This window comes from Natronorubrum texcoconense, assembly GCF_900100335.1.
Taxonomy (GTDB): Archaea; Halobacteriota; Halobacteria; order Halobacteriales; family Natrialbaceae; genus Natronorubrum; species Natronorubrum texcoconense.
The window spans coordinates 577,819-604,308 of record NZ_FNFE01000002.1 but is presented as its reverse complement, the minus strand read 5'-3'; the positions used below and the strand labels follow the sequence as shown (position 1 = coordinate 604,308).

The 26,490-nt window shown below is 62.7% G+C and carries 32 protein-coding genes; 17 read left to right on the top strand and 15 right to left on the bottom strand.

Annotation, left to right across the window (positions count from 1 at the left end; all coding sequences use genetic code 11):
• Positions 1-80 precede the first annotated feature (80 nt).
• The gene (locus tag BLT08_RS09255; RefSeq protein WP_090305343.1) at positions 81-554 is read right to left on the bottom strand and encodes a DUF5812 family protein; all 474 of its coding nucleotides are present in this window, start codon (positions 552-554) and stop codon (positions 81-83) included.
• Between the two features lie 162 nt (positions 555-716).
• Between BLT08_RS09255 and BLT08_RS09250 the strand changes: the two genes are divergently transcribed.
• Positions 717-1,034, top strand: coding sequence for a hypothetical protein (locus tag BLT08_RS09250; RefSeq protein WP_245724182.1), 318 nt, complete (start codon positions 717-719; stop codon positions 1,032-1,034).
• A gap of 464 nt (positions 1,035-1,498) precedes the next feature.
• Complete coding sequence (locus tag BLT08_RS09245) at positions 1,499-2,308, top strand: TrmB family transcriptional regulator (RefSeq protein ID WP_090305336.1); 810 nt, start codon at positions 1,499-1,501, stop codon at positions 2,306-2,308.
• A 72-nt stretch (positions 2,309-2,380) separates the two neighbouring features.
• On the opposite strand, the gene BLT08_RS09240 is transcribed toward BLT08_RS09245, so the two are convergent.
• Positions 2,381-2,833, bottom strand: a complete 453-nt coding sequence (locus BLT08_RS09240; protein WP_090305333.1) for a response regulator — start codon at positions 2,831-2,833, stop codon at positions 2,381-2,383.
• A 148-nt stretch (positions 2,834-2,981) separates the two neighbouring features.
• Between BLT08_RS09240 and BLT08_RS09235 the strand changes: the two genes are divergently transcribed.
• The 3 genes from BLT08_RS09235 (at position 2,982) to BLT08_RS09225 (ending at position 6,282) form a co-directional block, all read left to right on the top strand.
• Positions 2,982-4,283: a hypothetical protein gene (locus tag BLT08_RS09235; RefSeq protein WP_090305330.1), complete on the top strand. Its 1,302-nt coding sequence runs from the start codon at positions 2,982-2,984 to the stop codon at positions 4,281-4,283.
• A 121-nt stretch (positions 4,284-4,404) separates the two neighbouring features.
• A complete protein-coding gene (locus tag BLT08_RS09230) occupies positions 4,405-5,076 on the top strand; it encodes a DUF2306 domain-containing protein (protein WP_090305327.1) in 672 nt (223 codons plus the stop codon).
• 84 nt (positions 5,077-5,160) lie between these two features.
• On the top strand, positions 5,161-6,282 hold the full coding sequence (locus BLT08_RS09225; protein WP_090305324.1) for a CPBP family intramembrane glutamic endopeptidase: 1,122 nt from the start codon (positions 5,161-5,163) through the stop codon (positions 6,280-6,282).
• Positions 6,283-6,322: 40 nt separating this feature from the next.
• Here BLT08_RS09225 and BLT08_RS09220 read toward each other — a convergent pair whose 3' ends face one another.
• Together BLT08_RS09220 and BLT08_RS09215 are read right to left on the bottom strand one after the other, a co-directional pair.
• The gene (locus tag BLT08_RS09220; protein ID WP_090305321.1) at positions 6,323-6,781 is read right to left on the bottom strand and encodes an NOB1 family endonuclease; all 459 of its coding nucleotides are present in this window, start codon (positions 6,779-6,781) and stop codon (positions 6,323-6,325) included.
• 4 nt (positions 6,782-6,785) lie between these two features.
• The gene (locus tag BLT08_RS09215) at positions 6,786-7,031 is read right to left on the bottom strand and encodes a PRC-barrel domain-containing protein (protein ID WP_090305320.1); all 246 of its coding nucleotides are present in this window, start codon (positions 7,029-7,031) and stop codon (positions 6,786-6,788) included.
• A 296-nt stretch (positions 7,032-7,327) separates the two neighbouring features.
• Here BLT08_RS09215 and infB point away from each other — a divergent pair, with 296 nt between their 5' ends.
• Positions 7,328-9,127 (top strand): translation initiation factor IF-2, encoded by a 1,800-nt coding sequence (gene infB, locus BLT08_RS09210; protein WP_090305317.1) that lies wholly within the window; start codon positions 7,328-7,330, stop codon positions 9,125-9,127.
• 1 nt (position 9,128) lies between these two features.
• Here the strand turns inward: infB and BLT08_RS09205 are convergent, their stop codons facing one another.
• Positions 9,129-9,539, bottom strand: coding sequence for a type II toxin-antitoxin system VapC family toxin (locus BLT08_RS09205; protein ID WP_090305314.1), 411 nt, complete (start codon positions 9,537-9,539; stop codon positions 9,129-9,131).
• Positions 9,520-9,807, bottom strand: a complete 288-nt coding sequence (locus BLT08_RS09200) for an antitoxin VapB family protein (RefSeq protein ID WP_090305311.1) — start codon at positions 9,805-9,807, stop codon at positions 9,520-9,522. Before BLT08_RS09200 ends, BLT08_RS09205 begins: the two co-directional genes overlap by 20 nt.
• Before the next feature lie 211 nt (positions 9,808-10,018).
• Here BLT08_RS09200 and BLT08_RS09195 point away from each other — a divergent pair, with 211 nt between their 5' ends.
• Positions 10,019-10,222 carry a hypothetical protein gene (locus BLT08_RS09195; RefSeq protein ID WP_090305304.1) on the top strand — a complete coding sequence of 68 codons (204 nt, stop codon included), beginning with the start codon at positions 10,019-10,021 and terminating at the stop codon, positions 10,220-10,222.
• An 8-nt stretch (positions 10,223-10,230) separates the two neighbouring features.
• Here the strand turns inward: BLT08_RS09195 and BLT08_RS09190 are convergent, their stop codons facing one another.
• Together BLT08_RS09190 and BLT08_RS09185 are read right to left on the bottom strand one after the other, a co-directional pair.
• Positions 10,231-10,605 carry a cyclophilin-like family protein gene (locus BLT08_RS09190; RefSeq protein WP_090305300.1) on the bottom strand — a complete coding sequence of 125 codons (375 nt, stop codon included), beginning with the start codon at positions 10,603-10,605 and terminating at the stop codon, positions 10,231-10,233.
• 26 nt (positions 10,606-10,631) lie between these two features.
• The gene (locus tag BLT08_RS09185; protein ID WP_090305297.1) at positions 10,632-11,555 is read right to left on the bottom strand and encodes a hypothetical protein; all 924 of its coding nucleotides are present in this window, start codon (positions 11,553-11,555) and stop codon (positions 10,632-10,634) included.
• Positions 11,556-11,672: 117 nt separating this feature from the next.
• Here BLT08_RS09185 and BLT08_RS09180 point away from each other — a divergent pair, with 117 nt between their 5' ends.
• From BLT08_RS09180 to BLT08_RS09165, 4 genes are all read left to right on the top strand, one after another.
• Positions 11,673-12,026 (top strand): hypothetical protein, encoded by a 354-nt coding sequence (locus tag BLT08_RS09180; RefSeq protein ID WP_090305294.1) that lies wholly within the window; start codon positions 11,673-11,675, stop codon positions 12,024-12,026.
• Between the two features lie 149 nt (positions 12,027-12,175).
• Positions 12,176-13,864 (top strand): glutamine hydrolyzing CTP synthase, encoded by a 1,689-nt coding sequence (pyrG, locus tag BLT08_RS09175; RefSeq protein ID WP_090305291.1) that lies wholly within the window; start codon positions 12,176-12,178, stop codon positions 13,862-13,864.
• The gene (gene guaA / locus BLT08_RS09170) at positions 13,864-14,781 is read left to right on the top strand and encodes a glutamine-hydrolyzing GMP synthase (protein WP_090305288.1); all 918 of its coding nucleotides are present in this window, start codon (positions 13,864-13,866) and stop codon (positions 14,779-14,781) included. Before pyrG ends, guaA begins: the two co-directional genes overlap by 1 nt.
• Positions 14,778-15,107: a DUF7126 family protein gene (locus BLT08_RS09165; protein WP_090305285.1), complete on the top strand. Its 330-nt coding sequence runs from the start codon at positions 14,778-14,780 to the stop codon at positions 15,105-15,107. The genes guaA and BLT08_RS09165 overlap by 4 nt, the downstream gene beginning before the upstream one ends.
• Before the next feature lie 460 nt (positions 15,108-15,567).
• Here the strand turns inward: BLT08_RS09165 and BLT08_RS09160 are convergent, their stop codons facing one another.
• Positions 15,568-16,314, bottom strand: coding sequence for a 5-formyltetrahydrofolate cyclo-ligase (locus tag BLT08_RS09160; protein ID WP_090305282.1), 747 nt, complete (start codon positions 16,312-16,314; stop codon positions 15,568-15,570).
• The gene (locus BLT08_RS09155) at positions 16,307-16,969 is read right to left on the bottom strand and encodes a MogA/MoaB family molybdenum cofactor biosynthesis protein (RefSeq protein WP_090305278.1); all 663 of its coding nucleotides are present in this window, start codon (positions 16,967-16,969) and stop codon (positions 16,307-16,309) included. Before BLT08_RS09155 ends, BLT08_RS09160 begins: the two co-directional genes overlap by 8 nt.
• Positions 16,970-17,139: 170 nt before the next feature.
• On the opposite strand from BLT08_RS09155, the gene BLT08_RS09150 reads away from it, so the two are divergent.
• On the top strand, positions 17,140-18,165 hold the full coding sequence (locus BLT08_RS09150; RefSeq protein WP_090305275.1) for a zinc-binding dehydrogenase: 1,026 nt from the start codon (positions 17,140-17,142) through the stop codon (positions 18,163-18,165).
• 154 nt (positions 18,166-18,319) lie between these two features.
• Here the strand turns inward: BLT08_RS09150 and BLT08_RS23740 are convergent, their stop codons facing one another.
• The gene (locus tag BLT08_RS23740) at positions 18,320-18,505 is read right to left on the bottom strand and encodes a DUF4177 domain-containing protein (protein ID WP_090305272.1); all 186 of its coding nucleotides are present in this window, start codon (positions 18,503-18,505) and stop codon (positions 18,320-18,322) included.
• A 346-nt stretch (positions 18,506-18,851) separates the two neighbouring features.
• Between BLT08_RS23740 and BLT08_RS09140 the strand changes: the two genes are divergently transcribed.
• Entirely contained in the window at positions 18,852-19,160 is a 309-nt protein-coding gene (locus BLT08_RS09140) for a DUF7977 family protein (protein WP_090305269.1), read from the top strand.
• A 57-nt stretch (positions 19,161-19,217) separates the two neighbouring features.
• Here BLT08_RS09140 and BLT08_RS09135 read toward each other — a convergent pair whose 3' ends face one another.
• From BLT08_RS09135 to BLT08_RS09125, 3 genes are all read right to left on the bottom strand, one after another.
• Positions 19,218-19,544 (bottom strand): DUF7853 family protein, encoded by a 327-nt coding sequence (locus BLT08_RS09135; RefSeq protein ID WP_090305265.1) that lies wholly within the window; start codon positions 19,542-19,544, stop codon positions 19,218-19,220.
• Positions 19,545-19,667: 123 nt separating this feature from the next.
• Positions 19,668-20,234 (bottom strand): NUDIX hydrolase, encoded by a 567-nt coding sequence (locus BLT08_RS09130; protein ID WP_090305262.1) that lies wholly within the window; start codon positions 20,232-20,234, stop codon positions 19,668-19,670.
• A 91-nt stretch (positions 20,235-20,325) separates the two neighbouring features.
• Positions 20,326-21,315 carry a diacylglycerol/lipid kinase family protein gene (locus tag BLT08_RS09125; protein WP_090305256.1) on the bottom strand — a complete coding sequence of 330 codons (990 nt, stop codon included), beginning with the start codon at positions 21,313-21,315 and terminating at the stop codon, positions 20,326-20,328.
• A gap of 52 nt (positions 21,316-21,367) precedes the next feature.
• Between BLT08_RS09125 and BLT08_RS09120 the strand changes: the two genes are divergently transcribed.
• From BLT08_RS09120 to BLT08_RS09110, 3 genes are all read left to right on the top strand, one after another.
• Entirely contained in the window at positions 21,368-22,075 is a 708-nt protein-coding gene (locus BLT08_RS09120; protein WP_090305253.1) for a PHP-associated domain-containing protein, read from the top strand.
• A 301-nt stretch (positions 22,076-22,376) separates the two neighbouring features.
• On the top strand, positions 22,377-23,495 hold the full coding sequence (locus tag BLT08_RS09115) for a GNAT family N-acetyltransferase (protein ID WP_090305250.1): 1,119 nt from the start codon (positions 22,377-22,379) through the stop codon (positions 23,493-23,495).
• A 231-nt stretch (positions 23,496-23,726) separates the two neighbouring features.
• Positions 23,727-24,821 carry a GNAT family N-acetyltransferase gene (locus BLT08_RS09110; RefSeq protein WP_394328193.1) on the top strand — a complete coding sequence of 365 codons (1,095 nt, stop codon included), beginning with the start codon at positions 23,727-23,729 and terminating at the stop codon, positions 24,819-24,821.
• A 42-nt stretch (positions 24,822-24,863) separates the two neighbouring features.
• Here BLT08_RS09110 and BLT08_RS09105 read toward each other — a convergent pair whose 3' ends face one another.
• Complete coding sequence (locus tag BLT08_RS09105) at positions 24,864-25,277, bottom strand: Lrp/AsnC family transcriptional regulator (RefSeq protein ID WP_090305247.1); 414 nt, start codon at positions 25,275-25,277, stop codon at positions 24,864-24,866.
• A 102-nt stretch (positions 25,278-25,379) separates the two neighbouring features.
• Between BLT08_RS09105 and carA the strand changes: the two genes are divergently transcribed.
• Positions 25,380-26,456 (top strand): glutamine-hydrolyzing carbamoyl-phosphate synthase small subunit, encoded by a 1,077-nt coding sequence (gene carA, locus BLT08_RS09100; protein ID WP_090305244.1) that lies wholly within the window; start codon positions 25,380-25,382, stop codon positions 26,454-26,456.
• The last annotated feature ends 34 nt before the right edge of the window (positions 26,457-26,490 follow it).

The window sequence follows — 26,490 nt, the reverse complement described above, 5'->3', positions numbered from 1 at the left end:
AGTAGATATCGGTTCGCCCGGGTTCACCGGAATCGTTCTCCGACTGATGGCACCAGAGCGGGCACGGTTCAGTTAGCGAACTAATCCGGCAGGTATCGAACGCTCAACACGCCGTCCTCGGGGGACCGTCGAACCTCGACGCGGACCGCCTCGAGCCGTGCCGCACGGGCCACCGTCTCCTCGTCGTCGAGGACGTCCTGCGCCGCCGCCTCGACCTCGTCCTCGGGGACGCGGAAGACGTGTATCTCGCCGGTGCCGGCGCGTTCTTCCTGAATCAGGTCGCCGACTTCGGCGTCGGCGGCCAGTTCCTTTTCCAGTTGCGTCGGCTCGAGGTCGCTATCGACTACGTCGATCGAGCGCCGGTCGTCGACCTCGACGACCTGCCACGTCACCTCGAGCGGCGGGTCGGGGGCGACGGTCGCCTCGAGGACGTCGTGGACCTCGAGGCCGGGATTCGACGCGAGGGTGTGGACCTGTGCGGTCTCGACGTCGCGGACGACGGCCGACTCGCTCTCGGCGTGGGTGACGACGAACGTACCGGTGGTTTCGGTCATGGTCGGTCGTACGGCGGGGTTCGGTTTCCGGGTTTCGGCTTTCGGTCGACACGCGGTCGCCGTGCGTCGCGTTCGAAAACGAAGTGGATACTTATTCACTCAGTTACTCAAAACACAATCTGACGTGAAAATGCACTAACATAATCTCTCTCCACGACTAGTGTGCAGCTACGGATGGCATCTATACCCGATAACCTGTTTACCGCGTTAGCGAACGTAGAGCGACGGCAAATTCTATTCGACCTCGCGGACGAGCCTGAGTCGGTCAATATCGACTCTCCACCCGATGCGATCGCGGATGGCGGTAACGCATGCATCGAGCGACACCACGTTCATCTGCCACTGTTAGACGACTACGGTTTTATCAACTGGTATCCGAACGCCAACGCGATCGAATCGGGTCCTCGGTTCGACGAGATCGTGCCGGTTTTGGAGGTGCTGGCCGCCCATCGCAAAGCGTTTGCAGCAACGTCGTTGTAACCGAATCGTATCGCAGTCGTGCAGTCCGTCGAATTGCTTCTCTGAGAGCGGAGCAGCCGTTCGAACGACGAGCCGGAACTAACAGTTCAGAACTGCGTCGATTGTCGAACCAATCGTGAGAATTGATAGAGTACCAATTGAACTGATTTACACACCGATCGAACAGTGATCGTGCGAGTAGGTGTTCAGTGACGTTCAGTGGCTAGAATCCTCGGACGACCAAGTAAAGAGACGCTCGAGTAGTCGGCCAAAATTGACAGGCCCTGTCGTGGTTGGGCCAAACGGGGCCTGTCACTACTCCGTACCCAACGCACCCTCAAGTAGCTTGTGTGATTATCTGAGTGAACTTTCTTCTTCGAGAGTATCTGTGAGCAAACTACTTTTGAGAGATACACAAACACGAATTCTTTTCCATGCCCGCCCTATGTTCTAGATAGTCGGATATCCGAATTCGTGGTTGGGCCATGACACAGGACGAAACTACAACGGAAGCGATCAGTCTACTGCAGGACCTCGGACTACAGGAATACGAGGCGCGCTGCTTCGTCGCATTGAACAAACTGCCCAGGGGGACGGCCAAGGAGATACACGAGGTCTCCGACGTGCCGCGAACGAGGGTGTACGACGCGATACGGGTCCTCGAGTCACAGGGATTAGTGGAGGTACAACACTCGAGTCCACAGCGGTATCGCGCCGTCGGGATCACCGAAGCGACGCAGATCCTCCGGCATAAGTACGCCGATCGGATCGATACGCTCGAGACGTACCTCGAAAACACTGAAATCCAGAATCCTGAGGACAACGAGAACGTTCAGGAGATCTGGTCGCTGACCGGTCACGACGCGATCGAGTCGCGCACGCTCGATCTCATCGAGAACGCGGAGTCCGAGATCGCGCTTCTCGTCGTCGACGAGCGGATCATGTCCGACGCGCTGTTCGACGCGCTCGAGGGGGCGATCGATCGCGACCTCTCGCTCGTCCTCGGTGGACAGACGGAAGCGACGGCGGAGACGCTCGAGTCGCGGCTCCCGTCCACCAAGGTGTTCGAGACCGGCCTCCACTGGCTCACCGGCGTCGAGGGCGATAGCGAGGTGGCGATCAGTCGTATCCTGCTCGTCGATCGCGAGACGCTCCTGATCGGTTCGTACTACCCGGAGGGCGAAAGCACCACCGAGCAGGCTATCTTCGCCAAGGGGCTCCAGAACGGCGTCGTAGTATTACTACGCCGGTTAGTGACGGCGGGACTTCCCGAGATTCGGGACCCAGCCGACTGAGGCTTCGAAAACGATGACCAGAAACTGCCGGTACCGAACTCGATACCGCAGGACGGTGCCGGACCGTGCGCGTTAGGACGGTGCCGGCGGATGCCGCGCGGAATCGAACCAGAAGTCCTCGATCGCTTGCGCGAGGGTGTCGAACTCGTCCGGCGTGTCCGGTTTCGTGAGATACGCGTTCGCCGCTCGCTCGTAACTTTCGACGATGTCTTCTTCTGTCTCCGAACTCGAGAGAACGAGGATCGGTGGTGGCGGGTAGTCGAGTTCGTCTTTGAGGATCTCGAGGATCCTGAAGCCGTCTATCCGCGGGAGGTTCAGATCGAGGAGCACCAGATCGGGGTTGGTACTCGAGGTGTCCGTCCCACAGACGTCGAAGTATCTCGTGGCCTCCTCACCGTCGGTGACGATGTGGAACTCGATCTCGCTGTCGATCGATTTGAACGCCTCCTGGGTCAGGCGCACGTCACCCGGGTTGTCTTCGACCAGCAAGATGTCGACAGGTTCGGTAGGGGTATGGCTAGGCATTGTGCTCGAAAACGACTAGTGGCGTCGGCCGCCTAAAGCTGGCCCCTACACATGTGGTGTTCCGGTTTCGTCCGTCGCGATGGGGCGAACGCGAGTCGATCGTGCGTATCACGGAACGGCTTTTACCCCGGCGACCGCCTGCTTTCCTATGAACGTCGATATCGGTAACGCGCTCGCGTCCGTCGCCTCGCCAGGCGTCTCGAGAGAGTCTCTCGAACGACTGGACGAGCAGGTTGCGGACGCTCACGACCGAATCGAACGGGGGATGGACGCCCACGAACACGGCTACGAAGCGCTGAACCTCCCCGTACGGACCGATCCGGACGAGATCAGAACAGCTGTCGAACCGGTTTCCGACGCCGACGCGCTGATCACGGTCGGTATCGGCGGCAGTGCGCTGGGTGCGGCGACGATCACCGACGCGCTCGCCGACGAGAGCGACACGGAGGCCGTTTACCTCGACAACGTCGATCCCGAGTGGGTGTCGAGCCACCTCGAGCGACTTCCCCTCGAGAACGCGGCGATCAACGTGGTCTCACGGTCGGGGACGACGGCGGAGACGCTGGCCAACTTTCTGGTCGTACGCGAGGCATTCGAGGACGCCGGCGTCGACTGGACCGAGCGAACCATCGTCACGACCGGTGAGTCCGGGCCCCTTCGGGATCTCTCGGATCGCCACGATCTCCCGTCGCTGAAGGTTCCCGATGGCGTTCCCGGCCGCTTCTCCGCCCTCTCCGCCGTGGGGATGGTCGCCGCCGAAGTCTGCGGTCACGATCTCGACGCCCTGCTCGACGGGGCTGCTGCCGAACGCGAGACGCTCTCGGGGTCGCTGTTCGACTGCCCCGCCTACGCCTACGGCGCGGTGAGCTACGCGCTGGACCAGCGCGGAGCCGGGATCAACGCGATGGTCCCCTACGCGGAGTCCCTCGAGACCTCGGCCGAGTGGTTCGCGCAGCTCTGGGCCGAGAGTCTGGGGAAAGACGACCTCGGGCAGACGCCGGTGCGCGCACTCGGCGTCACCGACCAGCACTCCCAACTCCAACTGTATCGCGCGGGGCCGCGGGACAAACTCGTCACGTTCGTCTCACCGGGCGAGACGGACGATCGTCCGATTCCCGACACCGACGTCGACGATCTAGCGTACCTCGGCGACGCGACGCTCGGCGAACTGCTCGAGGCCGAGTTCGAAGCCACCGAGGCCAGCCTGGCGGCGGCCGGCCGGCCGAACGTCCGGCTCGAACTCGAGCGCGTCGACGAGTACGAACTCGGCGGTCTGCTGTACGGGCTGGAAGCGGCCTGCGTGCTCGCGGGCGAACTCTACGCCGTCAACACGTTCGAACAGCCGGCTGTCGAGTGGGCGAAGAAGGCGACTCGAGGGCTGCTCGGCGGCGGCGAGTTCGAAGAGGCCGAGGCCGTCGCCGAGAAGACGGAGCTTCGAATCGAGCGATAGCGACTGGCACGGTGATCGACTCGCGGTCCCACCCAGGTGAGCGGATTCTCGACTCGTGATCCGGGACGGGAGCGTGACGAACCGATGGCACAGTTATCGTGTCGTGGCCCATGCGTGTACTATGGTAACACTCGAGAGCGTCACGCTCTGGGCGCATATCGCGGCCGGCGTCGTCGCGTTGCTGGCGGGACTCGTCGCGGTCGTAACCGTGAAGGGCGGGCGACGACACCGGCGGGCCGGCCGAATCTACGTCGCGTCGATGGGCATCGTCGTCGGGACGGTGCTTCCCTTACTCGCGTTCGAGCCGTCGTCGAATCGGATCTTTCTCACGCTCGTCGCCGTCTTCAGCGGCTACTTCGCGTTCACCGGTTACCGAGTGCTCGCTCGAAAGCGACCGACGGACGAGGCGGAGACGGTCGACTGGACGGCCGCGGTACTCGTCGTCGGCGCGTGTCTCTTCCTCGGCGGCTGGGGCGTCGGCTTTCTCGTCGGCGGAAACTCGTTTGGAACCGTGATGATCGTCTTCGGGCTGATCGGTCTCGTCGTCGGCGTGTCGGACCTCTTGGCGTTCCGTGATTCGGATCGCCGAGAGCCGTGGCTGAACGACCACCTCGGGAGAATGATGGGCGCGTACATCGCCACCGTCACCGCCGTCTCCGTCGTCAACTTCACTGCGGTCTCGCCCGTCGTGAGTTGGCTCTGGCCGACCGCGATCGGCGTGCCGCTCATCTGGTACTGGTCCCGCAAGTACGCCAACACCGGTCCGTTCGCGCGGCTGGTTCCGAAGGCCTGAGTCATCCTCCAGCGGATCGACAACCCGCCCGATCGTTTCGCTCCGTTCCGGTTCGCCTAAGAGCGCGCAGGAGAACACCCTCCTATGAGCGACACCGCACGGACGGCCGACGGCGACGGCGTCCAGCGTTCGTCGACGGCCGTAGTGCCGACCGCCGGAACCGCCCTCTCGGCCGTCGCCCTTGTCGCGCTTCTGATTCCAATTCGCCGCGGAGTCGACGACCCCGCCCTCTGGGCCGCGGCGGCCGCCGCGCTCGTGGCTACCGGCGCCTTTCTCGCCCGCCGACACGGGTTCCTCGAGCGCCATATTTCCGGATCGGTCGCCGCTGGCTCGAGTCTCGTCGCCGTCGCCTGCTCGGGCTACGCGATCACGCAGGGGACCCTCGGCTCGGTCGCGCTTCCGGGCCTCGAGTGGTCGATCTCGCTGCTGTTCGTGGCGTTTTTCCTGGCGACGGCCGCCGTCGGCGTCGGCGTCGCCGATCGCACCGGCATCTCGGGACCGGGGCTGTTCCACCGACTCGGACAGACGGTCGAGATGACGGTGCTCGGCGTCGCCGGACTGGTCGGTATCACGGTCGCGTCGATCTTTCTCTCGATTCCGGTACAGCTAGCAGGGGGTGAGGCCCCGGAACTGGCGTGGACGGTAATCGAGTACCTCGCGTTCGCGGTCGGACTCGGCGCCGTTACGGTCGGCTACCTCGCCCTTCGCGAACGCGACCTGTCGTTTGTCGACCTCGAGCGACCGACGCTCCGGACGGTCGGTTGGATCGTCGTCGGCCTGATCCTGATACTCGGCGCGAATCTCGGTGTTTCGGCGCTCATGGAGGTGCTCGGCATCGAGTCCTCCGAGCACACGACGACACAGCGGGTGGTCGAGAACCCCGATCTGTTGTACGTCATCATCCCCGCGATGGTGTTGGTCGTCGGCCCGTTCGAGGAACTCCTCTACCGGAACGTCGTCCAGAAGTCCCTCTACGGGACGTTCTCCCGGTACGGGGCCGTCGTCGTCGCGAGCGTCGTCTTTACGCTGGTCCACATCCTGGCCTACGCGACCGCGGGGGCGGGCGAACTTCTCGCGAGCCTCTCGCTGTTGTTCGTGCTCTCGCTGATACTCGGCGTGCTCTACGAACGAACCGAGAATCTGGTCGTGCCGGCGCTCGTTCACGGCTGTTACAACGCGGTCGTCTTCGCGACGCTGTTGCTGTAGTGACGGAGTCCTGGGGCCGTAGAATCGCGACGACGATCGGTTACGACGGGTTCTTGCGCGCCAGTTCCGAGCCACAGATCGGACAGCGATCCTTCTGTTCGTCGAACTCGCGGCCACAGCCCTGACACTGGTAGTGCCAGTGTCGCTGTTCGTCGATCCCTTCCCGGGCGATCACTTCGACCTCGACGTTGAGCTTTTCGGCGACGTTCTGCATCGCGTAGTCGTCGGTCACGAGCGTTCCGTCGAGTTCGAAACTCGCCGCGACGAGTCGGATGTCGGTGTCGGAGAGGACGTCCAGATCACCGGACTCTTTGGCCGCACGCCGAACCTTCTCGGTCGTGTCCTCGTTGGGGATGTGGATGTGCATCCCCGAGCCTTCCATCGCGTCGTAGCGATAGGCAGATTCGTCCTCGAGTTCCTCGCGGACGAGCGGGATCGTTGCAGTCTGTTCTGTCGTGTGAAAGTCGTGGATAAACGCCGAGGAGTCGAGAATGTACATTCCGTTAGCGCTGGACGACGATGTAGTCTTTCACCGCTTGGACGCGGTTGACGGGAACGAGGAACCGGCCGCCGTCGTCGCGGTCGAAGTCGACCGCCCGGGACGGCAGCTCTTCGTCGGGTTCGATGACGAGGTTGTGCAGTTTGCCGGACTTGAGATCCATCGTGATGTTGTAGAGCAGTCCCAGTTCAGTGCCGTCGGAACCCATGACGGACTTCCCCGAGAGATTTTCAGCGAGTATATCGCTCATGCATACCCGTTCTTACTAATCGGTATTAAAAACCACGGCGTCGTCAGACGGACGTCGGTCGCGGCGACTGATATCGGCGGCGGTTCGCAGTCGTCTCGACCCATGGTACACAGTGACCCTGTCGGACAGAACTAGTGTGAAAATTCGCCGCTCCCGTCCAGCGAATTCTCTTCATTGACTTCTGTCCGACAGTATGACGAACCCCTCGCCATCGCCGTCGACGCGGCCGCGGATGACGATGGGTTTAACTACCGCTCTACCGACGCGTTAGATAAGACCTTCTCGGGTGGTTCACCATGTCGAATACGGATACGCGCGACCCAACATCTCTCAGAACACCGATCGTCGCCGTCCTCGGACACGTCGATCACGGCAAGACCAGTCTCCTCGATAAAATACGCGGCTCTGCGGTCATCGAGGGCGAAGCAGGGGCGATTACCCAGCACATCGGCGCGACGGCCGTCCCGCTGGACATCATCTCCACCATCGCGGGCGATCTCGTCGATCCGGACGACTTCGATCTCCCCGGCCTCCTCTTTATCGATACGCCGGGTCATCACTCCTTTACGACGCTGCGCTCTCGCGGCGGTGCGCTGGCGGATATCGCCATCCTCGTCGTCGACGTCAACGACGGCTTTCAGCCCCAGACGCTCGAGGCCTTAGAAATCCTCAGTCGCTCCCAGACGCCGTTTATCGTCGCGGCGAACAAGATCGACACCGTCCCCGGCTGGAACGTCAACGAGGACTCGCCGATCAACGACACCTACGAGGCCCAGTCGGATCGCGTCCGCTCGCGCCTCGACGAAAAGCTCTACGAAATCATCGGGAACCTGAGCGACGAAGGGTTCTCGGCCGACCTCTACTGGCGGGTCCAAAACTTCCAGCGCAACGTCGGCGTCGTCCCCGTCTCGGCGATGACCGGCGAGGGCGTCCCCGATCTCCTGACGGTGATGATGGGGCTCTCCCAGCGCTACATGAAAGAGGAGATGGAGATCGACGTCACTGGCCCCGGCGTCGGCACCGTCCTCGAGGTCAAAGACGAGAAAGGGTTCGGGACGACCATCGACACCGTCCTCTACGACGGGACGATCAGGGCCGACGACCAGATCGTCATCGGCGGAAAGAACGAACCGATTGTCACCGACGTTCGCGCCCTGCTCCAACCCCGCCCGCTCGCCGAAATTCGGACCGAGAGCCGGTTCGAAAAAGTCGACGAGGTGTCCGCGGCCTCGGGGATCAAGGTCGCCGCGCCCGACCTCGCGGACGCGATGGCCGGCGCGCCGGTCCGCGTCGTTCGCGACCGGCCGCTCGAGGACGTCGTCGGCGAAGTACGGGCCGAACTTGCGGACATCGCCGTCGACACCGAAGAGCAGGGCGTCGTCGTCAAGGCCGACACTCTGGGCAGCCTCGAGGCGATGGCCGACGCGCTCGACGAGGTGGAGTTGCCCATCGTCCGGGCGGAAGTCGGCGACATCGCGCCCCGGGACGTCTCGGTCGCCTCGACGGCCGAGGAGCCGAAACAGCGCGTTATCCTCGGCTTCAACGTCGACGTGCTCGGCGACGCCGAACAGCGAGCCAAGAACGACGACGTGCGGATCTTCACGGACGAGGTCATCTACCAGCTCATCGAGGAGTACGAGGAGTTCGTCGACGAACTCGAGCGCGCCCAGCAGGACACGATCCTCGAGAACGTGATTCGACCGGCCCGATTCCGAATCCTGCCGGATCACACCTTCCGCCAGAACGACCCCGCGGTCGTCGGCGTCGAGGTGAACTCGGGGACGGTACAGAACAACGCGAACGTCGTCAAGTTCGAGAACAACGAACCCAACCGCGTCGGGCAGGTCAAGGGAATTCAGGAACAGGGCGAGGACGTGGACGAAGCCCGCGCGGGCAACCGCGTTTCGGTCGCTATCGACGGCCCGACCGTCGGTCGTCAGATCGAGGAGGACGACGAACTTTGGATCCAGATCCCGGAGAAACACGCGAAGATCTTAGAGCAGGAACTCGCGAGCGAAATCCCCGGTGACGAACTCGAGGCGCTGAACATGTACCTCGACAAACAGCGCAGTCGGGACCCGTTCTGGGGCAAGTGAATTAGTACGTTTCCACGTCGACACCGCCGAGCAGTTCGAAATCGTCCGTATTTCGCGTCACGACGGGAATATCGAGCGCTTTTGCAACAGCAGCTATCAGGAGATCCGCAGTCAGCGAATTGAGTTTGTCCTGATTGTGTCCATCAGTGCTCCGAAGCTCCGCCTCGAGTTCGCCCGCGTGGAAGGCATGTTCGGATCCGAACGGGACGATATCCACCCATTCGAACGTCGAGTGTATCTCCGTTCGATCGAATTTACCCTGGAGTGTTCGTCCAACGACGATCTCTTTGAGGTTAATCGGCGTCGTGACGAACTCGGTTGTTTGTTCGTGCTCGTCGAGGTAGTCCTCGACGGCCGGCGTTCCAGCCCAGTAGTGGATCAAAAACGTCGTATCAAGCAGTTTTCGGGTCATCGTCCTCGTGGTCCTCGTCCGAGAGGAGTTCCAGCGCTTCGTTCTGTCGTTCAGAGAGCCCGTCACTTAGTCGAGTTCGAGAGTCGGAGACGATCGCGTCGAGTTCCGCTCCCTCCGCTTCCGGCAGCGTCCCGAACCCCTCACGCCAGTCCGGATCGGAGTCCTCGAGCAAGCGATCGACGAGTTCGGTAAAGCTCTCCTCGTCCCGTTTTCTCGCTTTCAAGCGCTCATAAACATCGTCTCTGAGTCCGATCGTCTTCGTCCCCATGCATTTGTGTTTGTGTACACAAACGCAAGGGCTTTTCGCTCTCTCACTCGGTGCCCAGTGGGCCAACTGGTACCGACGAACTCGAGGCGCTGAACATGTACCTCGACAAGCAGCGCAGTCGGGACCCGTTCTAGGGCAAGTAGCGATCTCTGCCGATTGGTCGGGCAGAGCTGGTCGCTACCCTTATCATATCGGGAAGCCTATAATTCATATGAATCAGCTCGTCTGGGTGCTTGCCATGTTGTACGTCGTCCTGGGAGCCGGACTCTTCTACGGACTGGCGATCGGTTCGACGACGATCGCACTCGCTACCGGTGTACTGCTCGCGGCACTCGCCGTTCCCCAGTGGATCGTCCTCTCCAAATACGGCGGACAAGTTCGTGAGCCCGGATCGATCCCCCGCGACCGAACCTAAATTCGCTTTCACTCAGCTCGTTCGAGTTGTACTCGAGCCCCTCCCTCGAGGTCACTCAACGCCGACACGTCCTCGAGCAGCGCGACGACGGTGACGGGCGCGGCGGCCCGCGGTTCTCCATCCTGACTGGCGGGCGTCTCGCCCCAGAACAGACACAGTTTGCTCCCCGCCGGCCAGTAGGCGATCGCGCCTTCGGGAACCGCCTCTCGAGCGTTCTCCGGCGGCGCGTCGAGCGCGAGATCGAAGTAGAGTTCCTCACCCCAGCGAACTCCGTCGCCGGCGACGGGGAGCGCCGATTCGAGTGCCGCCTTCGTTTCGGGTGCGTCGTCGGTCCAGGTCGCCTCGAGCGAGCGGCCATCGACGGTGACGAAAAGATCAGCCATACGCGAGAGCAGACACCCCGCCCACTTCAGTGTGTAAACTCCGCCGTTCGGGAGCGTTCGGCTCGCTCGCGTGCGTGTTGGATTCCCTCGAGAACGCTCTCGGGGTCGTCGATGGCCGATCGATCGCAGCGGATATCGAGCCAGCGGCCGCGCTCTACGACGAGTTCGTCGTCGGTCAGTCGAACGTCGTCGATCGCGTCCCACGGCACGAGTTTTTGCTGGTGGCCCCGGTCGAGAACGATCCCGGCCTCGTGAGCGCGGAGGTCGCTCGAGCCCCATCGTTTCGAGCCGTCCTCGTCGTCCGCATCGAACCAGCCGTTCGTTTCGCTCCACTGCATGAACAGCCAGAACCCGCCGTAGAGCAGAAACCACATTCCGTTGGTGTGTCCCGTATAGATGCCGACGAGGCCGCCGGCGACCAATAGGAGCGCGCCGACGGTGGTGAGAATGTCCCAGACGCCGCTGTGGAACCGGGCGTTTTGCCACGACCAGGTGGCCGTCGGTTCGTCCGCGGTCGCGGCGGCCACGTATCTGTTGCGAGTCATTCGGGCCACGCCGACGGCGACGGTGGCGGTGAGCACGGTGAAAGCAATCGTGACAGTGGTCAGCCGCGCGGAATACTCGAGCGGGGCGAACGCGGGCACGACGAGCATCGAGGCGAAGGCAACTGCGGGGAGATAACAGCCGAGCCGTCGACTCCGGCTCAGGCCGATCCGTTCCGGCAGGCCGCGGAGTCGATCGCCGAAAATTAAGGCGAGGACCAGGACGGCTGTCACCGTACTGGGTGCGGTCGCGAGGATCGCTGCCATCGACGCGTCGGCGACGATTCCGGCGACCGTCGCCAGCCCGGCGACGATAATTCCGAGATAGAAGCCGATTGCGGCCTTGAAGCCGATATCGAGCTCCTCGCCGGTCTGTTTGGGGATCGAACGTCGTTCGTGGGACGCCACAGTGTCTCACTAGTTGTCGGTTTGCTATAAAATAATTCGGACACGGATCGCCGGAGTTCGGCCGACGGTCCACGACTCCCTGTAACCATTATCACGCTGTTCGTGGTGGACCGTCGTATGCTCGTTCAATTGTACCAGTACAAACACGAGGAAGTCCAGTTCGACGACAACCGGACGACCGGCGAATCCCAGACCGAGGATTCGGTCAATCCGGACTCGGAGTCCTATTTCGGAGCCGACATCGAGGAGTTCGACGCCGAAATTTGGGAGACCGTCGAGTACGAGGGCGATCCGATCCAACGGCGATCCGTCTCGCTCGACGGGATCACGGCGATATCCGTTCCGCAGGAGCCGACCGACGAGACGGATCCGGGCCTTCCTGGGTACACGATCCAGTTCCGTACGGGCGGCGGGATGGAGTCCATAGAGCAGGCGGCGATCGTCGAAGTACAGGATGAGAATCCGCAGTAGCGGGCGAGAAAACCGGTGGCGGAACCCCGTGGACGAGGTGCTGAGGGCGTACCGGTGACCGACGGTCCTGTCACGCTCGAGTATGACAGTGGCTCTCGCTGGCGGGCCGCTCCCGAAATCGTTTTCAACCGCTCACGCGGACAGTCGGTATGCCGACGGAATCGGACACTCATTATGACCCTTCCCTGGGGAACAAGTTCATCTTCGTCACCGGCGGCGTGATGTCGGGACTCGGTAAGGGGATCACGGCCGCGAGCACCGGCCGGCTCCTCAAAAACGCCGGGTTCGACGTCACCGCGGTCAAGATCGACCCGTATCTCAACGTCGACGCGGGGACGATGAATCCGTACCAACACGGGGAAGTTTACGTTCTGGAGGACGGCGGCGAGGTCGACCTCGATTTAGGGAACTACGAACGGTTCCTCGACATCGACATGACCTCGGACCACAACATCACCACCGGGAAGACCTACCAGCACGTCATCGAGAAGGAGCGCGCGGGCGACTACCTCGGGAAGACGGTCCAGATCATCCCGCACATCACCGACGACATCAAGCGCCGGATTCGGGAGGCCGCCGAAGGTACTGACGTCTGTATCATCGAGGTCGGCGGCACCGTGGGCGACATCGAGGGGATGCCCTACCTCGAGGCGTTGCGCCAGTTCGCCCACGAGGAACCCGAGGAGAACGTCCTCTTCACGCACGTCACGCTCGTCCCGTACTCGAAAAACGGCGAGCAGAAGACGAAGCCGACCCAGCACTCCGTCAAGGAAGTGCGCTCGATCGGGCTCCAGCCCGACGTCATCGTCGGCCGCTGTGAGGATCGGCTCGAGCCCGAAACGAAAGAGAAGATCGCGCTGTTCTGTGACATTCCGACCGACGCCGTGTTCTCCAACCCGGACGTCGAGGACGTCTATCACGTCCCGCTGATGGTCGAGGAGGAGGGGCTCGACCAGTACGTCTTGGAGCACTTCGGGATGGCCGAAGACGCCCTGCCGCCCGCGGAGCGCACGAACGACTGGCGCAAGATCGTCACCACCGAAAAGGACGGCGAGATCGACATCGCGCTGGTCGGGAAATACGACCTCGAGGACGCCTACATGTCGATCCACGAGTCGCTGAAACACGCCGGCTTCGAGGTCGGCGTCGACGTCAACGTCCACTGGGTGCCGGCCGACGAGATGGCCGACGGCCACGAGGGGCAACTCGAGGACGTCGACGGCGTCATCGTCCCCGGCGGCTTCGGGATGCGCGGCTCGGAGGGGAAGATCGAGGCCGTTCGCTACGCCCGCGAGAACGACGTTCCCTTCTTGGGACTCTGCCTCGGCTTCCAGATGGCCGTCGTCGAGTACGCCCGGAACGTACTGGGATTCGAGGGCGCCCACTCCGCGGAGATGGTCGAGGACACCCCACACCCCGTCATCGACATTCTCCCCGAGCAGTACGAGGTCCAGGATATGGGCGGGACGATGCGACTCGGCGAGCACACGACCGTCATCGAACCCGAGACGCTGGCGTACGAGCTCTACGACGACACATCCTGTACGGAGCGCCACCGCCACCGCTACGAGGTCAACCCCGAGTACTTCGACGACTTCGAGGACGAGCCGCTGACGTTTTCGGGTACGGCCGGAAACCGGATGGAGATCCTCGAACTCGAGGACCACCCGTTCTTCTTCGGGACGCAGTTCCACCCCGAGTACACCTCTCGGCCCGGTCAGCCGAGCCCGCCGTTTTTGGGACTCGTCGAGGGCATCCTCGACGAGTCCGGAGCTGACGAGGGCGCAGAGACCGAGAGCGAATCGACGAGCGACACCGAAACGGAGGTAACCCACTGATGGTAGATACAGAGACGTTTGTTCCGGACGCAGTAGCAGAGATCGGCGACGAAATCGGCGACGCCAACGCCGTCATCGCCCTGTCGGGCGGGGTCGACTCCTCGGTCGCCGCCGCCTTGGCCTACGAGGCCATCGGCGACCAGTTGACTCCGGTCTACGTCGACACCGGCCTGATGCGGAAAGGCGAGACCGACCAGATCCGCGAGACGTTCGACTACATGGAGTCGCTGCGGATCGTCGACGCGAAAGATCGGTTCCTCGAGGCGCTCTCGGGCATCACCGACCCCGAGGAGAAACGCGAGGTCATCGGCGAGCAGTTCATCCGCGAGTTCGAGCGCGAGGCGAAAGACACCGATGCGGACTACCTCGTCCAGGGGACGATCTACCCCGACCGCATCGAGAGCGAGGGCGGGATCAAGTCCCACCACAACGTCGGCGGACTGCCGGAGGTCGTCGACTTCGAGGGCATCGTCGAACCCGTTCGCGACCTGTACAAGGACGAAGTGCGCGAGGTCGCACGTCACCTCGGTCTCGACGAGATCGTCGCCGAACGGATGCCGTTCCCCGGCCCCGGACTCGCCGTCCGCGTCATCGGCGAAGTGACCGAGGAGAAACTCGAGGTCGCCCGACTGTCCTGTCACGTCGTCGAGGAGGAACTCGAGGAGTACGAACCGTGGCAGGCCCTCGCCGCCGTCATCGGCAAGGCGACGGGCGTGAAAGGCGACAACCGCGTTCACGGCTGGGTCGTCTCCGTTCGATCCGTCGAATCCCGCGACGGAATGACGGCTCGCGCCCAGGAGATCGACTGGGAGACCCTCCAGCGCATCCAGTCCCGGATCACCGGCGGCCACGAGAACGTCGCCCGCGTCGTCTACGACGTCACCCACAAACCGCCAGCGACCATCGAGTACGAATGACGGAGACGAACGTAGTCGTCGCCGGCCCTGACGAGGACGCGATCGGCGACGCCCTCGAGGCCGAGGGCGCGAGCGTCACCCGTCTCGACGGCGTCGTTTCCCGGCCCGCACTCGAGGAGGCCGGAATCGTCGACGCCGACCTGTACGTGCTGACCGACGTCGGGCAGGCGACGACGATTCCGGTCGTCTGCGACCTCACCGACGACATCCGGACCGTCGTCTACGCGCGCGACACCGTTCCGGAGTTCGTCAAGGGACAGCTCGATCTCGCCGTCGATCCGAAGCTGATGGACGCCGCGATGGTCGCCGAAGAGCTGACCGGTTGAATCGGGACGACGGCCGGTTTCTTTTAACGGAGTTCGCCGCTCGAAAGAGGCGGAGAAAGAGACTTTCTCGAGAAAATCGTCATTGTGAGTGATATCGGGCGTATAAACGTTCGTAAGCTCGTTTTCGGCCGAGTAAACTCGGATTGAATTCGACGGAATCCGGTGTAAGATTCTAATACCATCGCCGCCGTTCAAGTGGTTCCCACCGATACTGACAGATGGAGGTCGACGGGCAGACCCCACCAAGGCATCCACCGCCTGTACCCGTGACTTCCAGCAACCCCACCACAGCACCCTTCCCCCCACCATTGCCACACCGTACCGTTTCCCCGGTTTCGACGCGGGCTCTTGCACCAGCCCGGGTCACCTGCGGTTGGCAGTCGAGGCGCGTCTTCTTCGCGCCTCGAGTTGGGTTCTAGTCGACGTTCATCGCCGAGAAGTAGCACCGCTCGTTCCGTACTCAGTCCTCGCGAAGCCGTTTCAGTACGGGAATTTCCTCGAGTCGCTCGTCGTCGAGCACCGACCAGTCGATTCCCGTCGGCTGCGGTCGTCCGTCCGGACGCAGCGTTCGCTCGGGCGTCACGAGCAGGTCCATCGAGACGTCGTGGTCGCCGATCGCGACCGCTTCGTCGATCACCTGTCGCTCGTGGACGGTCGTCGCGACCGTCGTCGACGAATCGACGAGCCCGAGATCGTAGAGGATCGCGTACTCGAGGTCGCTGTAGCCCTCGCCCTTGCCGATCCGACCGCCGTTTTCCATCACAGCGACGCTCCCGGAGACGATCATATCGATCGATTCGACAGCGTCCGGGCCGATCTGCTCGCCGTGTGTCGACGATCCCGACACCGTCGTCGCCGCATCGTAGTCCTCGAGTACGTCGGGATCCAGTTCGAGAAAGCAGTCCTCGTCCGCGAGTCGCGGGACGGCCATGTAGACCGTCTTTCCCTCGCGTAAGGCGCGTCGCCTGACGGGCAACTGCGGCGCGTCGGGGTTGGCCTTGATCGTCGACGCCGACTGCCACTCGGGTGTGGCTGCGAGTCGGTCGGCGGCCTCGTCGGCCCCGGCGAAGTTCGGAATCCGGCCGTGCGGTGGGAAGGGGAATCTGGCCTCGCCGCTCTCCTCGAGATCGTCCCAGATGCGCTCGCGGACGGACTCCTTGTCGACGTCACCGGTTCGGTCGTCTCGGCTTCGATCGTCGTCACTCATTTGCGTCTCCGACCGTGGATTCGCCATCGGTGTCGTTCGTCGTTTCGTCGTCTCGCTCGCTCTCGTCTCGGTGTGCGCGAGCGACCCCGACGAGGTGGCGCATCTCGGGCAGGATGATCTCCTCGATGCCGAGCCGTGCCGCGGGCGCTTTGCCGGGCAGACAGAATATCGGAACGTCGTCGGCGATGCCCGCGATCGTCCGGGCGGCGACGATCTGACTCCCGACCGCCTCGTAGCCGAGCGCGGTGAACAGCTCGCTGAACGCGGTGAGTTCCTTCTCGAGTAACGGTTCGACGGCTTCGATGGCGACGTCGCTCGGTTCGACGCTGGTTGCGCCGCTGGTCACTACGACGTCAACGTCGCCGCGGTCGATCAGCCGCGAGACGATCGACTGGACTCGGTCGTGGTCGGCGTCGATGTGTTCCCGCGTCGCGACGTCGTGGCCCGCCTCCTCGAGCGCCGTGACGATGACGTTGCCGGCGGGGTCCGACTCGAGTTCCCGGTCGGCCGAAATCGTGACGACGCTGACGCCGAGCGGATCACGTTCGGCGTCGACCTCCTCGACGGTCCGGTCTTCGTCCCCATTCTCGTTCGTCTCTTCGGGTGACGGTTCCCTCCCCTCCGATGACGTGTTCCGGCTCGGATCCGCGGTCATACTCTCCCGTTCGAGAGCCGATGGGTAAAACACTGGCACTGTCCGTCCACCGTCGGTTCGTGGCAGGACGAACTGCTGTCGGTCTCGACGTCGTCAATGGTGCTCTGAAAGCGGTCCGTCGGTGCTGGTTGCCCAACTGTTATGCACGACGTTTCCGTTGATCTGCGTGTATGCAGGCAGTCAAAATCACCGAACACGGCGACACCGACGTCATCGAGTACGGGGAGTATCCCGACCCCGAGGTCGACCGCGACGAGGTACTGGTCGACGTAAAGGCCGCGGCGCTCAACCATCTCGACATCTGGACGCGGCGCGGAATGCCCGGGCTGGACCTCGAGATGCCCCACATTCCGGGCAGCGATGGGGCCGGCGTCGTCGAAGCGGTCGGCGAGGGCGTCAGCCGCTTCGAAGAAGGTGACCGCGTTGCACTCTCGGCGGGCGTCGGCGACCTGCGGATGGACGACCCGACGCTCGATCCCCGCTACCACATCATCGGCGAACACGTTCCGGGGATCCACTCGGAGTACGCCGCGATCCCCGAGGACAACCTGATTCCCGTCCCCGAGCACGTTGATTGGGAGGTCGCCGGCTCGAGCTGTCTGGTCTTCCAGACCGCCTGGCGAATGCTGATCGAACGGGCCGACCTCGAGGCCGGCGAGAAAGTCCTCGTACTGGGTGCCAGCGGCGGCGTTGGCCACGCGGCGCTTCAGATTGCCGACTACGCGGGCGCGGAGGTGTACGCGACCGGGAGCACCGAGGAGAAACTCGAGTACGCCGAGGAACACGGCGCGGACCACGTCTGTAACTACGAAGAGGAGGACTTCGCGGACTGGGTCCGCGAGGAGACCGGCGGTCGCGGCGTCGACGTCGTCGTCGAGCACGTCGGCGCGCCCACGTGGCAGGACTCGATCAAGAGCCTCACCAAGGGTGGTCGACTCGTCACCTGCGGCGGCACCGGCGGCGGCGCTCCCGAGACCGACATCCCGCGGATCTTCTGGAACCAACTCGAGATCATCGGCTCGACGATGGCGACCCCCGACCAGGTCGACGACGTGATGGAACTCGTCTGGGACGGCACGTTCGAGCCCGCGATCCGGGAGGAACTGCCGATGAGCGAGTCCGCCCGCGCCCACGAGATCATCGAGAACCGGGAAGGGTTTGGAAAGGTCGTCGTCCGGCCCGACAGCGAGCTGTAGTCGTTACCGACAGCCAGTCGTCCGGATTTACCGGTCGAGAGTGATTTGTAAACCTCGCTCGGTATAGGGCACTCACGGACCACCTACCGGCACCGCGACAGTCGATCCAGAGGCACAGCAGAAGAGAATCTAGCGATTCACAACTGAAATGGCACTAGTCTCGGCATAGTCGTCTGAGAACAAATCTTGGTGACAATGACCACCAGTCGAATGATGTCTGATCGAGTTCCCATCCGTCCTGGGAGAATTGATTGAGTCGGCGTTCTGTTTCTTCTTCTTCCATGCGTCCTGTCCATGTTGTCGATGCTGAGATTATCTTGTATTCGTACTGGTCGGACATCTGTACTCAATAGAAGCGGTTTTGAAGTAACATTTTCCCTTCGATAGTTGGCATTAGTCGCAAGTTCGTTTCACTCAGCTGTTTCATTAGCAGTCCAAAGTAACGCGAAGTTCAGCCTAGGTGGTATCGGAATCATTCGATCAGACCACATGGCTGGATAGATGTAGCGACGTTCCGTTCGCCTTGCGGGTGATCGGGACGAACCGACCAGAATTTCCGCAGACTCCGACCGTCGACTCGAGTGTCACACCGAACCGACTCGAGTATCACTCCGAACCGATTCGGAGCCGACTCGAGAGACACCGGAACCGTGAGGGCTTTGACCACGGACTCGAAAGTCCCACGTGTGAGTTCGAGCGACGACGGCGGCTACGTTCACGACCCCGCAGCGTTCGACGAGGACGGAGAGCCGACGGAGTCGGCCGACGACGACGACTGGCTCGTCAATCCGGCCCATCCCGAGACGGCCGACCGCGAGTTCGACTGGCGGGGCTGGACGGTCGTCGGCATGATCGTCGTCGCCTTCATTATCGCTCCGACGGCGATCCTCCTGTGGCCGCCGGACGTTGGCTACCGCTTCGCGCTCTTGACACTTCCGCTGTTTCCAGCCTTCTTCCTCGCGGTTACAGCCGTCTGGGCGACGACGCGTCCGTAGTTCGCCAAAATCGAGTCGAAAGTCGAGTGGTCTTCTACAGGTGGCCCAGGCCGTGGGTTACTGCATTGACTCTCGTGACTCGAGGCGGTCCTCGAGTCGCTCGACGACGGCCGATCCGTGGACGACATCCTGTTCGGGAGCGTCCGAGCCGTCGACGTACGCAGTCATCGCGTCGACGAGCCGTCGCGCCTGATAGCTCGTGAGTACCGTCGTCCCGTCGCCGTCCTCGAGCGCGTCGAACAGTTCGAGCGCCCACGCGGGCGGTGTCTCGTCGTCGTCGATAGCGTCGTCGATTTCGCTCGCGAGGAGCGCGTGGGCGACCCACTGCTCGTCGGTGGAGAGCGTGACTTCGTACGTCTCTGTTTCCGGTTGTGGGGAGGTCATTGCGTCACACGGACCGATTTCGTCGGTCCTCAGCCGACGCTACGAAGTGGGGTCGTATAAGCCTTGTTGCTTGTTATCATACGTCGGACGTGCGGCTGACGGTGACACGTCGCCCGGCCGAGCTCACTCCGACCGCATATCCCGCCGCATCGCGATCTCGAACCACGGGCAAAGTCGAAGCTGGCGGTACCACTCGGGGTTCGAGTGGAGACGCTCGTAGGGTACCCACATGAGTCCCGCGACCTCCTCTTCGTCCGGCTCGAGGGTGCGATCGGACAGCGTCAGCTTCAGGACGGCACAAACCTCGTGTTCGACGCCCGCGTTCTCGAAGTAGCGCTTGTACTCGAAGCGGTCGGTGAGCCGCAGGTCGTCGTACTGGTCGGGAGCGATTCCGAGCTCCTCTTCGAGTCGTTCGCGGGTGGCTTCCTCCTGGCTCTGGCCCTCGACGGGGTGGGAGGCGACGGTACCGTCCCAGTAAGTACCCCAGAGGCGCTTTCCGGGTGCGCGTTGGGCGAGCAGGACGTTCCCGTCGCCGTCGAAAACGAGCGAGGTGAACGCCCGGTGGCGAATCCCGTCGCCGGTGTGGGCGTCGAGTCGGTTGACCAGTTCGAGTTCGGTGTCGTCCGCATCGACGGCGATCACGTCCTGTTCGGCGTTCTCGTGGGGAAGTTCGTCGCGTGGCGCGCTCATACGTCCACAATTGTAGAGGTTCTTGAAACCAGTATCGTCTCGTCTTGTGGTCCGTGGCCCGTTCGACGCCCCTCTCCGAGCCGTGGGTGAGTCACGCGGATTCCGAGTCGTCGACCCCGTTGCCGTCAGGATCGATCCGATAGTCCGCGCCCACGGCGACCTCGAGTGCACCCGCGTGCGTTGTGACCTCGAGCGTCTCCGCCTCGAGCAACTCGCCGTCGAGACTGTACTCGATCGGTCCGGAGCGTCGACTCTCGACGGTCACCGACGGCACCCGTTGGCGGACGATGTGCGTCTGGTCTCGATCGAAGAAACTGCCAAGCGCCGCCTCGGTCACGAGATCGATCGTCGACGCGTCTTCGACGATCGTCACTTCGAACAGACCGTCTTCGACGTTCGCCTGCGCGCGGCGCGCGGTCGTAAACCGGCGGCAGTTTCCCACGAGGACGAACATCGCGTCGCCGGTCCAGACACGCGTTCGATCCGTCTCGTTCGTCGATGCTGGATGCGCTTCGCCGCCCGTATTCCCGTTCTCGAGTACCGCTCGAAGTGGCAGTGATTCGAACGAGGACACCGTCTCGAGCGTCTTTCCGACGTACGCGAGGACACCCCACGTTCGCTTCTCCTCGGAACTCGTCACGCCGCTCGCCTCCGCCGTAACGCCGCCCACACAGGAGTTGACGAACGCCCGTCCGTTCGCGACGCCGAGGTCGATCCGACGTCGCCGTCCCGTCTCGATCACCTCGAATGCGTCGTCGATGCTTTCGACGCCGATATTCGACGCGAAGTTGTTTCCCGTCCCGACCGGGACGACGGCGAGGGTCGTCCCCTCGAGGGCGTCCGCGTCGACGAGCCCGTTGACGACTTCGTTGATCGTGCCGTCACCGCCCGCGGCAGCGACGAGACGTGCGCCGTTGGCTGCAACTTTCCGGGCGAGCCGCGTTGCATCGCCCGCGTTCTCGGTCAATTCTATCCTGAAGCCGCGATCGCGTGCGAGCGTCGTGATTCGATCGACGTGATCCTCGCTGCCGCTCACCGGATTGCAGATCAGGACGGACTCCTCGTCGCCGCGTCGACTCATGTGCACACGTAGTTCGGCAAGAACAAAACCGTCCGTTCACGTTTCGCTAGATATGTTCGCCGTCGACCTCCACGCGCACACGCGATTCTTCCACGGACGACGTCGACTCGGCGACCGGTTCGATCCCGTCGGCGTCCGTGCCCTCGCTCGCGCCGGCCGACGGCGGGGACTCGACGGCGTCGCGACGACGAACCACGACTACTACACGCCGTTTTCGTCGGACGACGTGACGCTGATCCCCGGTATCGAGGTGTCGACGACCCACGGGCACGTCCTCGTCGTTGGTCCCGATCCGCCGACCGAGACGGTTCCGCTCGAGTACACGCCGACCGAAGTCGTCGAGCTGGCACACGAACGCGGCTGTGCGGCGATCGTCGCCCATCCCTATCGGGGAAGCGACGTCACGAACGACCGGTTCGCGGACGTCCCGTTCGACGCGGTCGAAATCAACGGGAAACATCCGCGGACGCGTCCGCTCGTCGAAGCGGTCGCTGCAACCCGCGAACTGCCGGTGGTTGCGGGTAGCGACGCCCACTTCCCGTTCGAAGTAGGGCGAGCTTACACGCTGGTCGACGCGGATGCGCTCACTCCCGAATCGGTCGTGGAGGCCATCCGCGACGGGCGCGTCGAGCCGCGTGTCGCCGGTGGTGTGGTCGACGAACTGCTTCGGCGCGGCTATCGGCGAATCCACGAGCGAAAACACCCGAACGAGGTGCTGGCGAAATCGGCGGCCGCTATCGACCGGCTCGCCACCCTCTGAACTGGTACTCAGTCTGACTAGTGAGCCAGTACCACACCCTCAATTATTCGCTGTCTCCGCCAGAAACGCCGGCCTGCGGCGAGGTTGGGAGCGATGTGCGCTAAATCGCCTCACGGCTTACCGAGCGTCACCCAGATAGTAAAAGCTCTTTCGCTTGCAGACGAAATACGGCACTAACGGAGTCTATGTCAGTAGATAACATTGCCTAATTACGGGCGGAATACAGACGATTCCACTCGATAATGTATGGCTGTAGGCTAAAATAACTTAACCTCCTCCTGAACGGGCGTCTAAACGACAGATGGCCCAGCAAGTCACAGAGAATCCACAATCGAACCGCGACGAAACTACCACGGGGACCGTCCAGACGATGTCGGACGACCAATCGGGCCTTACTGTAAACGTCATCGACACGGTTCGAGTGATGGACCGCGACCGATGGAACGACGTCGTCGAACGCGCCGAGCTCGGCACGGTCTTTCATCGCTACGAGTGGATCGAGGCGATCGAAACGGGTCTCGAGTATCCGGCCAGACACATCGTCGTGGAGAAGGACACGAACCCGATCGGGGTGTTCCCGAACTTCGTCGTCGAGATTCCGAAGACGCCGTTCTACAAGCTGACGTCGATCTATCCCGGATTCGGCGGGCCACTCCTGACGACCGAGGTTTCGGAATCGCTGTCGAAGATCCTCGAGGTGGTGCCCGAACTCTGCGACAACCGAACGATCGTCCACGAGATTCGGGCCTCGAATACGAACTTCCTCCGGTACAACGACTTCATGGAGGCCGAGGGGTACGACTCCAGTCGTGTCGGCGGTCGGTTCGTCATGAACCTCGAGAAAGGGTACGACGACATCTTCGAGGAGATGGACAGTTCGAAACGGCGGGCCATCCGGCGCGGCCGCGAGACCGACCACGAGATCGTCGAAGCGGATCTCACGCAGTCGACGCTGAAGCGCTTCCACGAGAAGTACGAACGGCACATGGAGAGCGTCGGCGGCACGGTCTACCCGTTCGAGTTCTTCGAGCAGTTGGCGAACATGGAGGATCGAATCCTCCTGCTGGAACTCTACATCGAGGGAGAGTACGCCGGCGGGTTCATGGAACTGCTCAACGACGAACAGGACACCGTTCACGGCTTCTTCAGCGCCGTTCCCTCCGAGTACTTCGAGTATCACGCGTCGGAACGACTCTACGACTACCTGTTCCAGTGGGCCATCGACGAGGGCTACGAGACCTACGACTTCGGGGGTGGGGGCGCGGACTTCGAAGACGGCGGCTTCTCGTTCAAAGAGGAGTTCGGCGGACAACTGCTCCCCAATATCTACTGGGAGCGCGGCACCGGACCGACCTGGAAACTGGTCGAGACCGGCCGGACGCTGTACAACCGATACAACCGCGAAACGGAGTCGGCCTGATTCGTCCCCAATTTCGTAGCGACAGCGGCGTCCCCGTCATCCCCCACCCGAGCGGCGGTGGAGTCGGTGCGCCCGCTTACACGACAGTCGGTGAGCATTAAGTTCACAATCGGGCAGATAATCTAGCACTTACCGACTATCTCTACATATCTGTCCCTTGTTTGTGTGAATTTATGCCTTAGTGGCACAATGATTTAACTGGTGGCTCGAGTTTCTATTGCCAGAGTACAGATGTTTCAGTACACCGCCTCGAACGTCGAGTCGAGTCGAGACGTCGGACGCGCCCGGACGATGGCCGGGCCCGAATCCGACCTCGAGGTAACCGCCGTCGATACGATTCGGGCGTTCGACCGCACGCGGTGGAACGAGGTCGTCGACCGATCCCAGCTCGGCACCGTCTTTCACCGATACGAGTGGCTCGAGGCGATCGAACGAGGGCTCGAGTACCCGGCCAGACATCTCGTGGTCGAGAACCGCACCGATCTGGTGGGGCTGTTTCCAAACTTCGTCGTCTCGATTCCGAAAACGCCGTTCGATCGGCTCACGTCGATCTACCCGGGGTTCGGTGGCCCGTTGTTGACTGACGACGTCCCCGAGTCGCTCTCGTGCGTCTCGGACGCGATACCGCAACTGTGCGGCCACCGTACGATCGTTCACGAGATTCGCGCGTCGAACACGAACTTCCACCGGTACGACGACCACCTCGTCGCCGAGGGCTACGACTCGAGCCGCGTCGACGGTCGATTCCTGCTGAATCTCGCCAGCGGGTACGACGCGGTCTTCGAGGGGATGGATAGCTCCAAACGCCGAGCCGTTCGACGAGGTCGAGATACCGACCACGAGATCGACGACGTCGAGCCCTCCCGGGAGAATCTGGGCCAATTTTACGAGGCGTACCGAACGCGGATGGAGAGCATCGACGGGACGGTCTATCCGTTCGCGTTCTTCGACCGACTGCGAGCGATGGACGAACGGCTGCTCCTCGTTTCACTCTCCGTCGAAGGGGAGTACGCCGGTGGCTTTCTCGCCCTTCGAAACGACGAACGAGGTATCCTTCACGGGTTCTTTGCCGCCGTTCCGTCGGAGTACTTCGAGTACCATGCCTCCGAACTCGTCTACGACTACCTGTTCCAGCGGGCGATCGACGAGGGCTACGAGTACTACGACTTCGGGGGCGGCGGCGCGGACTTCGAGGACGGGGGGTTCACGTTCAAAGAGCAGTTCGGCGGCCGGCTCGTCCCGAACCTCTACTGGGAACGGGGAATCAGCCCCGCCTGGCCGCTCGTCAAGCGGGGACGATCGCTGTACTGGCAATACGGTGAGTAATCGTGTTCGCCTCCGATGAGTCGAGGGCTCCGTCGATCGGATTCAACCGAGTTCTTCGTCGAGAATCAGTCGCGTTTTCGTGCTCACGACCTCTTCCTGATCGCGGGCTTTCGTGATGAGATCGTTCACGCCGCGCGTGTCCGCGGCGTCGACCACGAGGACGATGTCCTGCTCGCCCGAGACCATCCAGACGAAGTCGACTTCTTCCCACTCGGCGATCCGCTCGGAGACGGCCTTGGTATCGACGTCGACCGCGACGCCGACCTCGAGCATGGCCTTGACGTTGCCCGTCCGGGTCGAAATAGTGAATCGTTCGATGACCTCGTCGTCCATCATCCGTTCGACGCGGTTGCGGACGGTCCCCTCGCTCGTCCCGACCTCGTCGGCGATCTCCGTGTACGGTGTTCGGGCGTCTCGCCGGAGCATATCGAGGATCTGGCGGTCCAGGTCGTCCATGGAGATCTGTGACTACGCGCGACCGGCACTTACCGATTACGAATTTCGTAACTCAGCTTCGAAGACAACACTTATGACGGTCGCTCCAATACGTAGATCGTAATGACAGCTGCCTACGTTGCACTGGAGGGTGGCCACGTGATCGAGGGACGTGGTCGCGCTCCGGGAACGGCTCGTGGCGAACTCGTTTTCACGACGGCATACACCGGATACGAGGAAAGTCTCACGGATCCGTCCTACGAGGAACAGATCCTGACCTTCTCGTACCCGCTGATCGGAAACTACGGCGTCCGAGAAGAGCGGTTCGAGTCCGATCGCATCCACCCACGCGCCGTCCTCGCGAAGGAACTCACCGAAGACGTCGCCGAGTGGCTCGCAAGCGAGGGCGTCCCCGCAGTCGACCACCTCGACACCCGCGAGGTCGTCACCGACATCCGAGACGGCGGCGCCATGAAGTGCGGGATCGCCGTCGGCGAGGACGTCACCGAGGAAGACGCGCTGGCGGAACTCGAACAGTGTAAGGGCATGAGCGAACACACCGAGATCGGCGCGCAGGTCAGCGTCGACGAACCGGTCGTCCACGGCGCGGACAACGACGGCGACACCGTCGCGCTGGTCGACTGCGGTGCGAAAGGATCGATCGTCGACTCGCTGGTCGCCCGCAACGCGACGGTCCACGTCCTGCCACACGACGCGAGCACGAGCGACGTCGAGGCCGTCGACCCTGACATTCTGTTCATCTCGAACGGTCCCGGCGACCCCGCGAACTACGAGAACGCCATCTCGCTCGTCGAGGCGTTCGTCGAGGACACGCCGGTCGCCGGCATCTGTCTCGGCCAGCAGATCGTCGCCGAAGCCCTCGGCGGCACCACCGAGAAGATGACCTTCGGTCACCGCGGCGTCAACCAGCCGGTCCTCGATCTCGAGTCCGGCCAGGTCGTCATGACCACGCAGAACCACGGCTACACCGTCGCCGACCCCGGCGAGCACCTCGAGGTCACCCAGATCAACGTCAACGACGACACGCCGGAGGGGATCGACGGCATCGAGTACGACGTCATCACCCGTCAGTACCACCCCGAAGCCAACCCCGGCCCGGAGGACACCCTCGGCTTCTTCGACGACGTCCTCGCGATGGCCGACACGCGGGCGACGACGGCCGTCCCCGCCGACGACTGATCGGCGCTTTCGAATTTCGCACTCGGCTTTTCGC